Annotated in this window: 13 protein-coding genes; all 13 read right to left on the reverse strand. The window is 53.3% G+C overall.

The features are described from left to right. Positions 1–2,088: ATP-dependent helicase (locus tag INT22_RS07585; RefSeq protein ID WP_319022055.1), on the reverse strand; the 2,088-nt coding region annotated here is incomplete at its 3' end. Further along, complete coding sequence (locus tag INT22_RS07590; protein ID WP_193061334.1) at positions 2,085–2,651, reverse strand: DUF1285 domain-containing protein; 567 nt, start codon at positions 2,649–2,651, stop codon at positions 2,085–2,087. The genes INT22_RS07590 and INT22_RS07585, both read right to left, overlap by 4 nt. A gap of 31 nt (positions 2,652–2,682) precedes the next feature. Continuing rightward, positions 2,683–3,516 carry a TatD family hydrolase gene (locus tag INT22_RS07595; RefSeq protein WP_193061333.1) on the reverse strand — a complete coding sequence of 278 codons (834 nt, stop codon included), beginning with the start codon at positions 3,514–3,516 and terminating at the stop codon, positions 2,683–2,685. Positions 3,517–3,592: 76 nt separating this feature from the next. Then, complete coding sequence (locus INT22_RS07600) at positions 3,593–3,928, reverse strand: PilZ domain-containing protein (protein WP_089037759.1); 336 nt, start codon at positions 3,926–3,928, stop codon at positions 3,593–3,595. A 36-nt stretch (positions 3,929–3,964) separates the two neighbouring features. Beyond that, positions 3,965–4,948 carry a DNA polymerase III subunit delta' gene (locus INT22_RS07605; protein WP_193061332.1) on the reverse strand — a complete coding sequence of 328 codons (984 nt, stop codon included), beginning with the start codon at positions 4,946–4,948 and terminating at the stop codon, positions 3,965–3,967. Further along, positions 4,939–5,592 (reverse strand): dTMP kinase, encoded by a 654-nt coding sequence (tmk, locus tag INT22_RS07610; RefSeq protein ID WP_193061331.1) that lies wholly within the window; start codon positions 5,590–5,592, stop codon positions 4,939–4,941. Before tmk ends, INT22_RS07605 begins: the two co-directional genes overlap by 10 nt. Before the next feature lie 63 nt (positions 5,593–5,655). Next, a complete protein-coding gene (mltG, locus tag INT22_RS07615; protein ID WP_193061330.1) occupies positions 5,656–6,663 on the reverse strand; it encodes an endolytic transglycosylase MltG in 1,008 nt (335 codons plus the stop codon). Between the two features lie 30 nt (positions 6,664–6,693). Continuing rightward, positions 6,694–7,500, reverse strand: a complete 807-nt coding sequence (gene pabC, locus INT22_RS07620; RefSeq protein ID WP_193061329.1) for an aminodeoxychorismate lyase — start codon at positions 7,498–7,500, stop codon at positions 6,694–6,696. A gap of 6 nt (positions 7,501–7,506) precedes the next feature. Further along, entirely contained in the window at positions 7,507–8,745 is a 1,239-nt protein-coding gene (fabF, locus tag INT22_RS07625) for a beta-ketoacyl-ACP synthase II (protein ID WP_193061328.1), read from the reverse strand. 193 nt (positions 8,746–8,938) lie between these two features. Next, positions 8,939–9,172 carry an acyl carrier protein gene (gene acpP / locus INT22_RS07630; RefSeq protein ID WP_008956801.1) on the reverse strand — a complete coding sequence of 78 codons (234 nt, stop codon included), beginning with the start codon at positions 9,170–9,172 and terminating at the stop codon, positions 8,939–8,941. Positions 9,173–9,296: 124 nt separating this feature from the next. Then, on the reverse strand, positions 9,297–10,040 hold the full coding sequence (gene fabG / locus INT22_RS07635) for a 3-oxoacyl-ACP reductase FabG (RefSeq protein ID WP_038485281.1): 744 nt from the start codon (positions 10,038–10,040) through the stop codon (positions 9,297–9,299). A gap of 66 nt (positions 10,041–10,106) precedes the next feature. Beyond that, positions 10,107–11,066: an ACP S-malonyltransferase gene (gene fabD, locus INT22_RS07640; RefSeq protein WP_095603137.1), complete on the reverse strand. Its 960-nt coding sequence runs from the start codon at positions 11,064–11,066 to the stop codon at positions 10,107–10,109. A 150-nt stretch (positions 11,067–11,216) separates the two neighbouring features. After that, the coding region (gene plsX / locus INT22_RS07645) for a phosphate acyltransferase PlsX (protein ID WP_193067985.1) at positions 11,217–12,045 on the reverse strand (829 nt) is incomplete at its 5' end.

Below are 12,045 nucleotides of genomic sequence, written 5' to 3' on the forward strand. Positions count from 1 at the left end.
CGAGGCCACCTCCCCTTCTCCAAACACGGCATGCATCAAGCGTTGTCCTGGGTAAAAGTGTGCATCAGCCTGATAACCTGCCGCTGCCTCATTGATCTGCGGCGCTGCCAGCTCAATATCCGTTCGCCCTAAGCGCTCAAGATAGCGCTTCACCAAGCTCGGCGATGTTACCTGCACAGCCGTTGCGGGTGTATCTTGGCGCGACAAACATGACGCTACCCGCAAACTATCCTGCCAGGCGCTTTCCGCAATAAAGCGACTAGGCCGATGAACACCCCCATCATGCAGCACCAGCAGTTGCTCTTGAGCGCGTGTAATCGCCACGTAAAACAGTCGTCGCTCTTCTTCTAACCTCTCATCATTGAGCGGATTGTCTCGACTGTAGTGCGGAAAGTCCTCTTCGTTCACTCCGGCAACGGCGACCAACGGCCACTCCAGACCTTTCGCTCCGTGAACCGTGCTAATCAGAACACCGCCAGCCTGGTTCTCCACCGGACGCTCGAGCAGTTCGATAAACGCATCTGGATCTTTCACGCTATCGGCCTGCTCGATAAGCACATCCAATAGACGAACGTCCTCTTCGCCCTTATCGCGCCTTGCCGCTGCTCGCTTCAAGGTTTTTTCCGCTTCGATCGTTTCCACCACATGACTCAGCAGCTTTGCAGGCGGCCAACCACTTAATTTGGGCAGCTCACATAGCAGCGCCCAGCGTTTTTTAAGCGTGCGGCGCTGCAGCGGCTTTAGAGAGGTTAGTACCGGCTCGTGGCGTTCAGGCCAGCGTTGGGTGCTGGCCAGCTGATAGGCAAGCTGCTGAAGCCGCTCACGGGCAACAAAAGGCGTTGGCTGAGAGAGCAAAAGCAAGAGTTGCTCTGGGTCGTGCAGCAGCTCTGGCTGGCGAGACAGTTTCAAATAGCCAGCCAATGCCTGCACGAGAGGGAGTCGGAAAACGAAACGATCTTCTCGTTGAAGACGAAATGGAATACCTGCCTGCAGTAACGCCAACTGAAATGGCACCGAAAGCGCCCAACTACGAACCAGCAAACTAACATCGCTCAACGCGCGCCCCTGCGCTTGCCAATCGACTAAGGCATCAAGCAGCAGTCGGCAGCCCTGGCCGACAGATATATGGGTCTCAGGATTATTAGCATCCGCCAAACAGAGCTGGTCTGGTCGGCGCTGATTAGCCATGATGGCATGGTTTGCGGTCAGCGCCAGCGCGTGGCCATGACGAAACGTGATAGAGAGCGGGTAGTTTGTGGCGCTGCCAAACGTGGCGGTAAAGTTATCCAGCATGGTGTCAGGGCGTGCGCCCCGCCATTCGTAGATGCACTGATTCGCATCACCTACCGCCATCACATTGGCGCTGGAGCCCGCCAACACCGCCAGCAACCGCTGCTGGGCAGTATTAATATCCTGGTATTCATCAATGATCACATGATCAAGAAAACCTTCCACACGACTGCGCAAGGTCTGTTCGGCTTCTAACACTTGCAGGGGCCGATAGAGCAAGTCAGCGTAGGTCATGACGCCTTCAACGTGCAGCAGCCGTTCAGCTTCATCAAATGCGCTGGGAAAGTAGTCAGTATCCGGCTCGTAATTAAGACGCTTGTAAAGTACATCAGCCGATAGCATTTCCGCTTTTACCAGCCCACAGAAGTGAGCAAGCGCTTCTAATCGATCACCTTCGATAGCCGCATCGCGACGCTCAACGGCATCGTGAAGCACATTCAGGCTTGCCTGACGTAACAGGCGCTCTAGCTGCCAATCAGCAGACAGCAGGCGTCTCGGTGCAAGCGCCCCCCAGCGACACAGACTCTGCGTCAACCGATGACCAAGGGAGTGAAAGGTGCGCACATCTGGCAATGGTTGCCCTTGAGGCGCCATGCTGATCAGGCGGCGTTGAAAATCGTCTCGGGCTGAGCGGTTAAACATCAGCACCAGCATACGCTTCGGCGATACACCAGACGCCAACAGGTGGAGCACCCTTGCCGCCATGGTGGTGGTCTTACCCGCCCCTGCAACAGCAGCTACGCGGGCATGCCCCTCGCGATGCTGGACAACGGCTTGCTGTTCAGCGGTTAACTTCACGTCACCTCGCCTGGCATCGCATCATTGGCATTAAACTGACCTAAGACATACCAAGATCCTGCGCTGTAGAGTCGGCATTGGCATTCGCCGTCGTCTGCCTCGCTCAGCGTGGCCTGCTCTACCAATCGATAATACACATTGCGATGCAAACGAGCCGCTAGCCCAAAGCGCACGATACACTCAGGGGCAAGGACACCCTCAGGCGTTTTGGAGAGACTAAGCGGATGCTCTGCATCCACACGCACAACGTCATCGAATTGGGTCGTCAGCCACCAGGCATCATCGTGAAAATCTGCTTCTACCGCCACGAACGGGCAGTCAACCACGGTGACACGCCAACGCTCAACAGGCGTTACCAGGCAATAGCCATCGGCATCGCGGCGTAATAGGCTCGCTAACAACCGTGGTATGGCAAGGCGCTCAAACGGCTTTCCTTCATGCAGCCACGTGCCATCAGCCTGAATAACGATATCAATATCGCCACTAAGTGCTGGCTGCCACTGATCAACGGGGGGAATCGTCGCCGAACCGTTAAATTGCTGCATAAGCCGATCAATATTCATCGCTTACCTCCCAGGCTGTGCTTACAGCCACTTATACCACTAAACCGGACTGCGCCAACGCTTGCTTTACGTTATCAGGTGCATCGGGCACGGCAGCGCGGAACAGATGATAAAAATTGGCGGTGGTTTGCATCGCCACTTCATCAACGCTGATCCCTCGTTCTTTAGCGATACACTCTGCCACCTCAACCACCCAAGCGGGTTCGTTGGGCTTGCCACGATAAGGAACAGGCGCCAAATAAGGGCTATCGGTTTCAATCAGCAGCCGGTCAAGCGGCAGTTTTCTGGCCAGCTCTCTAAGCGACGCAGCATTGCGGAAGGTAATAATACCCGATAGCGAGATATAGAACCCAAGCCGCACAGCTTCACGCGCCATGTCTAAATCTTCAGTAAAGCAGTGCAATACGCCACCTACCTCTGGATTAGTGTGCTCACGCAGCAATGCTAAGGTGTCTTCTTTCGCTTCACGGGTATGAATAATTACCGGCAGCTCTAGCTCATTGGCCGCAATTAAATGGCGCTTAAATCGCTCGCTCTGGACCTCTACGGGCACGCTGTCCTGATAGTGATAATCCAGCCCTGTTTCACCGATGGCGACGGCATCGTACTGCTCAGCAGCATCAACAATATCGCTGACGCTTGGCTCTTTCGGAGCCTGATGAAGTGGATGCAGTCCCGCCGAAATAACCACGTCGTGGTGCTCACGAGCGATTGCCGCCAACCCCGGCATCTCCTCAAGCGTCACCGCAACAGCTAAGAACTGGCTCACATTAGCAGCACGAGCAGCCGCCAGCGTTGCGGCAATATCACCGTCGTGGGTTAGCTCAGATAAACGGTCTAAATGGCAGTGGGAATCAACAAACATGCAGCTCTCTTAAATTCTCGTAAACAGGTGAAGGGCAGGCTTTGTTCAGTGTTATTGCGGTGCTAACTCGCGGCTATCAAAGCGTAAAGGACGGAGGTGCTTTATCTAATTGGCCAGCCAACAACGTTTCAATGCGATCACGTACTGAGTAGTCCTGCTGGCTGAAATGTACCCCAATACCTGGCATTCGCTGTCCACTCACGCCCTCAGGAGAAATCCAAACAACATGGCCGGAGATAGAAAGACGTTCACTCTCTCCTGGCAGGGTCAGCAATAGATAAACCTGCTGTCCAAGTCGATAGAGCGCTTTAGTCGGGACAAAAATACCGCCTCTATCTAGAAAAGGCATATACGCGGAAAGTAACGTCGGTATATCCGGCATTGTCAAAGAAAGCGCTTTTTGAACCGTCATAACAGCCTCCTTGGCAACAACCCTATGGCAACAACGTTAGGAGCGTAACAGCGCCGACCAGCGCACCAGCCACGCTTCAAGCACTAGCTGAGGGTTTGGGTTAGCGCCGACTGCGAATAAACGGCGCTGCTCTCGGGCATAATCCAGTAATCGGAACCAATCCTGCACCCGTCCATTTTTCATCGCTTGACGGTATAACGGCTCTAAATCGGGGTTATGCAGCACCGAGGTTTCGCCAGACAAACCCAGCCGGATCAAGTCTTCAAGCCAAGCAATACCGTACCACAAGATGGCATCAATGGCCTGACGATCAAGCCTAGCAGCCTCTGAAACAGGCTCAGCACCACGCACTAACTGCTCGAAACTGTCATGTATTTGATGGCGAAGTGCGCGCTCCTCAGGCGTTGCCAACTCCACTGCAAGCAGCGGCAAGCCACCCGACACTCGCCACCAAAAATGTGCTTCGTCGCTGCCAAGTTTTTCAGTCAACCAGCCTTGGCAATCCTCAAAGGGAACACTGGCTAATGGCCACTGCTGACAGCGGGAGCGAATCGTGGGTAGCGTTCGCGAAGGCACGTCTGACAGCAGAATAAATAGCGTTTTATCGCCGGGCTCTTCAAGGCTTTTGAGCAGTGCGTTTGCCGCTGCAATATTCATTGCTTCCGCGGGGGAGATCACGATCACACGATAACCCCCCTGCTGCGCGGTTTGCGAAACAAAGCGGTTTACATCACGTATGGGATCAATGCGAATCTGGCGCTTACCCTCTTCTGGAGAAATGCGCATCAAGTCGGGGTGGTAGCCTGAAGCCAGCATGGCACAGCTATGACAATGACCGCAGGCTAGCTCGCCAGGTTGTGCGCATAACGTTCGTGCGATCAACGCTTCCGCCAACTGCTGCTTGCCAACTCCGTGAGCACCGCTGATTAATAGCGCATGCGGCAGTCGTCCTTCATTGGAAAGGCGAATCAACTGCTGCCACGTAGACTGATGCCAAGGCAGCACTCCCGTTATTGCCATATAGCCACTCGCTCTTCTAGCGCTTGAGCTAGAGACGCTTGCACTTGATCAAGCGCTTGCCCCGCATCAACAATTGCGAAGCGCTGGGGGGCGGCAGCGGCGCGCGCTAAGTAAGCCCGCCGCACTGCTTCGAAAAAGGTTATTTGCTCTTGTTCAAAGCGATCACGCTGCGTTTGCTGGTCTCTTAAACGCCCTTCAAGACGCTCTTTCGCAGCATCGGGTGACATATCTAGTAGCAGGGTTAGATCTGGGGAGAGGCCTTTTTGCACAAACTGTTCCAGTTGAGCAATCCGATCTGTCTCAATACCGCGGCCACCGCCCTGGTAAGCAAAGGTAGCGTCGGTAAAACGATCACAGATCACCCAGGCACCGCGCTCAAGGGCTGGCACTATTTTTTGCGCTAGATGCTGGGCTCGCGCGGCAAACATTAATAGTAATTCGGCATCGCTGTGCAAGGGCTCATCGAAAGAGGGATCAAGCAGCAATCCTCGAATCGCTTCAGCGCGCGGCGTCCCCCCAGGCTCACGGGTTCGCACAACCTCTATCCCGCGCTCTTGTAGCCATGTCTCTACAAACGCCACGTTAGTAGATTTTCCGACTCCCTCACCACCCTCAAGGGTGATGAAGCGTCCGCGCTTGCTCATTGAAGCCCCTTACTCAGTAAATTCGAAAAAAACACATCGCACTTAAACAATGACTTAACCTAATTAGCGATTGCGAATATAGCGATTAACCGCATTATTGTGCTCACGTAACGTACGTGAAAAATGATGGGTACCGTCACCGCGCGAGACGAAGTAAAGCGTTTCTCCAGGCAGCGGATTCACAGCCGCTTCAAGGGAGGCGCGCCCGGGTAAGGCAATCGGCGTTGGTGGCATGCCGTCAATCACATAGGTGTTATAGGGGGTCGCCTCACGTAAATCTGCACGCGTGATCCTCCCTTCATAGCGTTCGCCCATGCCATAAATGACGGTGGGATCTGTTTGCAAACGCATTCCCTGTTCCATACGACGCTTGAAGACACCTGCGATCTCCCGACGCTCTTCCGGCGCGCCTGTTTCACGCTCAATGAGCGATGCCATAATGAGCGCTTCGTAAGGTGTATCGATGGTCAGGTCATCATCACGCCCGTCCCAGACTTCTGCTAGAATCTGCTCCATGCGGGAAAGCGACTGACGTAGAATATCAACGTCACTCATACCCAGGTGGTAGCGGTAGGTATCAGGGAAAAACCAGCCTTCAGGAAAAGTACCCTCTCGATCCAGCAACGACATAATTTCGTCGTCACTTAACTCTGCCGTCCGATTCTCAAGTTTTGGCGCACTGTCCAATAGCTCGCGCATCTGGCGGAATGTCCAGCCTTCGGGAATCGTTAACGGATAAGTGACAACGTTATTGCTGCCCAAGAGAGCAATCAGTTCAAGACCGCTCATGCCTGGGGTTAGCTGATACTCCCCCACCCGCAAGCGTGGTACACGCTCAGGCTCAACACGCGCCAATAATTGAAATGCCCAAGCATCTTCAATAAAGCCCTGGCTTTCCAGATCTCGAACGACCTGATTGAACCCAGCCCCCGCAGGAACCTGGTAAAGCGCTGGCTCCTCAAGTGTGACCGGTGCCGATAAGCGCTGCTGCCAGTAAGCATAGCCGCCCACAACGGCTGCGAATCCAACCACGACCACGACACCTACGGCAGCTAAAAACCGTTTCACCATGACACCTCAATATTGTTGATAAAATTCTGCCTAACGGGATGTCGGCGAATAGCCAAGTAAGTCATGGCCTATTGTTTGCAACCTATCTTGGCCTGTCAGCGGCCAGGACTTCAGGACTACACCTGTTTCACTTAACAGCTTATTCACTGGCCATACACCTTGTACCGAGTTAGCTACCCAAAGACGCTCAACGTCATGGATAGCGTTCAGCGCAATAGGGGCTTCCTGTACTGCTCCATGATCCAATAATGCCGCTCGCAGCGTACCCGCCACGCCGCACTGCGATAATGGCGGTGTGAAGAGCACTCCCGCTTGCTGCCAAAAGACATTCATACTGGTGGCTTCTACCAGCCAGCCATCAGCATCTCCAAGCAACCCCTCGGCGATGTCGGGATCATTCCACTCCTGGCGCGCTAGCACATTTTCCAATCGATTAAGGTGTTTAATGCCTGCTAAAAGCGGCTGATGCCCCAAACGCAACTGACAAATCCGTACGTTAACTCCCTCATGCCAACGGTCAGCATTTACCACAAAAGGCATTCTACGGCTAAGCAAGCGAGGTTGAGAGCTATCCGGCGTTGCATACCCTCTCCCACCACTTCCTCGGGTTAGGATTAGTTTGAGTATTTCAAGCTCGGCGTTAGACGGAGATTGCCAGGTGGCGACCAACTGCTCCATGGAGGGCAACGGAATATTCAAACGCTGACAGCCCAGCCGTAAGCGCGCGTAATGATAATCCCATAGCACAGGGACACCAGCGCGCAGCAGCACTGTTTCAAATACTCCGTCACCATACGCAAGCCCTCGGTCGTCAAACGGCACCTGGGGCATTGGCATTGCGTGCTATACCTTTTTAAACAGCAGTGAGCCGTTGGTACCACCGAACCCGAACGAGTTTGAGAGCGCTATTTCAATGGGCATCTTCCGCGCGGCGTGTGGTACGTAATCAAGATTGCAGCCTTCCTGCGGGTTATCCAGGTTAATGGTCGGCGGCGCAATCTGGTCGCGAATAGCCAGAATACTAAATACCGCTTCAACCGCTCCTGCAGCACCTAATAGGTGGCCAATCATTGATTTGGTAGAGCTCACGGCAACCTGCTGAGCTGCGCTACCAAGCACTTTTTCAATCGCCCGACTTTCTGCTAAGTCACCCGCTGCGGTAGACGTGCCATGCGCGTTAATATAGTGCACATCCGTTGGATCAATACGCGCATCTTTAATGGCATTGCTCATGGAGAGTGCAGCACCACGTCCATCTTCCGGCGGCGCCGTCATATGGTAGGCATCATCACTCATACCAAAGCCTGCAAGCTCTGCGTAGATATTGGCACCACGCGCTTTAGCGTGCTCGTACTCTTCCAAGACAAGCACACCCGCACCGTCTGACAGCACGAAACCGTCACGATCAGTATCCCATGGGCGACTCGCCGCCTGAGGGTCTTCATTGCGGGTAGAGAGCGCTCGCGCGGCCGAAAACCCGCCCAATCCTAGTGGGGTAGTGGCCATTTCCGCACCGCCACAGATCATCACATCAGCATCGCCGTATGCAATCGTGCGAGCACTGTAGCCAATATTATGGGTACCCGTTGTACACGCTGTAGTGATCGCGATATTCGGGCCTTTGAAGCCGTGCTGAATCGCCATGTTGCCAGAAATCATATTAATGATTGAACCTGGCACAAAAAACGGCGAGACGCGGCGTGCGCCACCTTTATTCAGCGCATTATGGTTATGTTCAATCATCGGCAAACCACCAATGCCTGAACCGATAGCCACCCCAATGCGCTCAGCATTCTCTTCGGTACATTCAAGCCCCGAGTCCTGAACGGCCTGGGCTCCCGCCGCCATGCCGTACTGGATAAACAAATCCATCTTGCGTGCGTCTTTAGGATTCAGATAGGGGCTAATATCGAAATTTTTAACCGACCCTCCAAAACGCGTGTTGAAGCCACTTGTATCAAAGTGCTCAATCGGTGCTATGCCACTTTTGCCGGCGACAATATTTGCCCACGACTCATTAACACTGTTACCCACTGGGGTCACCAGGCCTAACCCAGTTACCACTACCCTTCTTCGCGCCATTAGCTTTCCTCCAGGCATCCATGGTGACACGACCCATCTGGGTCATTTGCTGCAGAGATTTGGTGACTAGTATAACGGAGATTGAACGTTATATTCATTGTGACAACAAAGCAAAAAAGCCGCCCCTACTCAGGACGGCTTTTTATACGGGTGGGTAAGCACCCCACCCTGGTTCACTGCTTCGACTCAACCCTTACTGATGGGCGTTTACGTAGTCGATAGCTTCTTGAACCGTGGTGATTTTTTCAGCTTCTTCGTCAGGAATTTCAGTATCAAATTCCTCTTCAAGCGCCATCACCAGCTCAACGGTGTCAAGAGAATCAGCACCCAGATCTTCAGTAAAAGAAGAGCTGTTCTGGATATCTTCTTCTTTAACGTTCAGGCGCTCTGCCACAACTTTCTTAACGCGCTCTTCAATAGTACTCATCAACGTACTCCAGTCGTTCACATTAGCCGTTTTTGATAACCAGCCATTTGGAAACCGCAAGCCAAAAGCTGCGGGGTAGTTTATAGACGCCCTTAAGCTGACGCAACCGCCAAACCCAAGGCCATCAACGCATATTCATGCCGCCGTTCACGTGTAGCGTTTCGCCAGTGATATAACCTGCAGCATCACTTGTCAAAAATCCAACGGCAGCGGCAATTTCCTCAGGCCCGCCTAAACGCGAAAGAGGAATTTGCTTAAGCAGCATTTCATGCTGCGCTTCAGGCAACGCTTCGGTCATATCCGTTGCAATAAACCCAGGCGCAACCGCATTAACCGTAATTGCACGGGACGCGACTTCACGCGCTAAAGCACGGCTAAAGCCTTCCATTCCCGCTTTGGCGGCGGCGTAGTTAGTTTGGCCTAGGTTACCCATCGTTGCCACTACAGAACTTATCGACACGATACGCCCAAAGCGTGCCTTTGTCATACCACGCAGACACGCCTTGCTAACGCGATAAACAGATTTGAGATTGGTATCCATCACGGAGTCCCACTCATCCTCTTTCATGCGCATTAACAAATTGTCACGGGTAATGCCGGCATTATTGACCAAAATCGTGGGCGCACCAAAACGTTCGCCAATTGTTTTGAGCACCTGATCAATACTCTGCTGATCAGTAACATTAAGGCACATACCGGCACCTTCAATACCATGCTCTTTTAGATCAGCATCAATTTTTTCAGCGCCAGATTCGCTAGTGGCAGTTCCCACCACAATACGTCCTTGGCGCCCAAGCTCATGAGCAATGGCCCGCCCAATACCTCGGCTAGCACCAGTGACCAGTGCAACTCTTCGTTCTTGAGTCATAACGTTCTTCCTTCAACCTAACTAAGCAAGGGTAGCGGAAAATAGCGACTTAACACGCACCATTTTTCACGCACCACCCGCCGACGCCTCACGTGCTAACTCAAGGGCTGAATCCAGGCTATCAGGATCATTTACCGCCAACCCTTTGGCACTACGCACAATGCGCTTATTCAATCCGGTAAGCACTTTACCAGGCCCACATTCAATGAACACATTAGCACCTTGCTCGACCATCGCTTCAACGCAAGATGACCAACGAACGGGCTGATACAACTGTTCGATTAGGCGCGTACGCAATGTCTCAATATCGGCATGAGCTTGCGCATCGACGTTTTGAATAACCGCATAACGAGGGGCACGCAGCTCAATTTTTTGCATAGCTTCGGAGAGTCGCTCAGCAGCTGGCCGCATTAACGCACAATGGGAGGGTACTGACACCGGCAGTGAAAGCGCTCGCTTGGCGCCCGCTTCCTGACAGGCTGCGATAGCACGCTCCACGGCATTTTTGCCACCTGCGATAACAACCTGCCCAGGCGAGTTGTAATTAACGGCAGACACCACTTCTCCTTCAGCCGCTTGGGCACAGGCCGCTTCAACTGCGCTATCGTCAAGCCCAAGGATCGCTGCCATGCCCCCTTCTCCTGCAGGGACAGCTTCCTGCATGGCTTCACCACGCAGGCGAACAAGGCGCACGCCTTCAGCGAACCCCATCACTCCAGCGCAAACCATAGCACTATATTCACCAAGACTATGGCCGGCCATGACACTTGGGCGAGGCCCTTCCAACTCTTGCCAGATACGCCAGATAGCTACGCTGGAGGCAAGTAGTGCCGGCTGAGTGCATGCCGTCGCATTCAACGCTTCTTCTGGACCTTCCTGGACGACTTTCCACAAATCGTAGCCCAGAGCGTCTGACGCTTCCTCAAATGTAGTTCCCACCACACTGTAGCGCTCGGCTAGCTCTCGCAACATTCCAAGCTGCTGAGAGCCTTGCCCGGGAAAAATGAGGGCAAGGGGTTGAGACATGTCGTTCACCTTTGCTCTTGTAGGCATTTGCTCAGTTGAGCGATAAGCGTGCTATTGGCGCCGTTGCTAAAACAGTTTTTGGCACACTCTACTACCACCAATAGCCCGCAAAAAAATATAACGTTTTATTATCTAATGCGCTGATAGCGCTCAAGAACGCGACCAGCGTGCTGCAATTCGTACAGGCAAATCATGCTCCACTTCTTGCAATGCACGCTGAATAGCATAATAAAAACCATCCGCTTGGGTGCTGCCGTGGCTTTTCACCACAATACCCTGCAACCCCAAGAGACTGGCCCCATTATAACGCACAGGATCTAGCTCCCGCTTAAGCCTCTTCAGTACAGGCCTGGCCAGTATACTTGCCAAACGCCCACTCAGGCGTGATTCAAACGCCATTTGTACACGCTCCACCAACATACGAGTCAAGCCTTCACTGGCTTTCAACGTGACATTACCAACAAAGCCATCGCAAACCACGACGTCAAGATCGCCCTGAAAAATATCCCCACCCTCAGCATAGCCAAGGTAGTCAAAGCTTAAATCGCTAGCACTTTCACGCAGCAAACGATCCGCTTCGCGCACATTCGCACTTCCTTTCGTGGCTTCAGAGCCCACATTCAACAAGGCAACACGAGGCCGCTTAATGCGATCCATACACTGAGCCATGGCGGCACCCATCATGGCAAAATCAAACAGCCGGGATGCGGGCGAATCTACATTTGCCCCTAAATCAAGCAAATAACAGCGTCGCCCTCCACGCGCGGGGATTGCGGTACTGATTGCAGGCCTGGAGATACCAGGCAACATACCAAGCTCGCGCCTCGCCAAAGCGACCAAGGCTCCGGTATTTCCCGCACTCACGCCTGCAACTGCTTCACCTGAAGACAGGCTGCGCAGCATACACGCCATGCTGGTAGCATCTCCGCGGCGCATTGCCCAGGCAGCAGTTGCCGCTTGAGAAACACTTTCTGGAGCA

Source organism: Halomonas sp. 3D7M (assembly GCF_014897885.1).
Classification (GTDB): Bacteria; Pseudomonadota; Gammaproteobacteria; order Pseudomonadales; family Halomonadaceae; genus Vreelandella.

Bases quoted from the DNA above. Each gene is read 5' to 3' on its own strand.
- fabD (WP_095603137.1), bottom strand. From the start codon at position 11,066: ATGTCTCAACCCCTTGCCCTCATTTTTCCCGGGCAAGGCTCTCAGCAG.
- fabF (WP_193061328.1), bottom strand. From the start codon at position 8,745: ATGGCGCGAAGAAGGGTAGTGGTAACTGGGTTAGGCCTGGTGACCCCA.
- mltG (WP_193061330.1), bottom strand. From the start codon at position 6,663: ATGGTGAAACGGTTTTTAGCTGCCGTAGGTGTCGTGGTCGTGGTTGGA.
- INT22_RS07590 (WP_193061334.1), bottom strand. From the start codon at position 2,651: ATGAATATTGATCGGCTTATGCAGCAATTTAACGGTTCGGCGACGATT.
- fabG (WP_038485281.1), bottom strand. From the start codon at position 10,040: ATGACTCAAGAACGAAGAGTTGCACTGGTCACTGGTGCTAGCCGAGGT.
- INT22_RS07595 (WP_193061333.1), bottom strand. From the start codon at position 3,516: ATGTTTGTTGATTCCCACTGCCATTTAGACCGTTTATCTGAGCTAACC.
- INT22_RS07605 (WP_193061332.1), bottom strand. From the start codon at position 4,948: ATGGCAATAACGGGAGTGCTGCCTTGGCATCAGTCTACGTGGCAGCAG.
- tmk (WP_193061331.1), bottom strand. From the start codon at position 5,592: ATGAGCAAGCGCGGACGCTTCATCACCCTTGAGGGTGGTGAGGGAGTC.
- acpP (WP_008956801.1), bottom strand. From the start codon at position 9,172: ATGAGTACTATTGAAGAGCGCGTTAAGAAAGTTGTGGCAGAGCGCCTG.
- pabC (WP_193061329.1), bottom strand. From the start codon at position 7,500: ATGCCAATGCCCCAGGTGCCGTTTGACGACCGAGGGCTTGCGTATGGT.
- INT22_RS07600 (WP_089037759.1), bottom strand. From the start codon at position 3,928: ATGACGGTTCAAAAAGCGCTTTCTTTGACAATGCCGGATATACCGACG.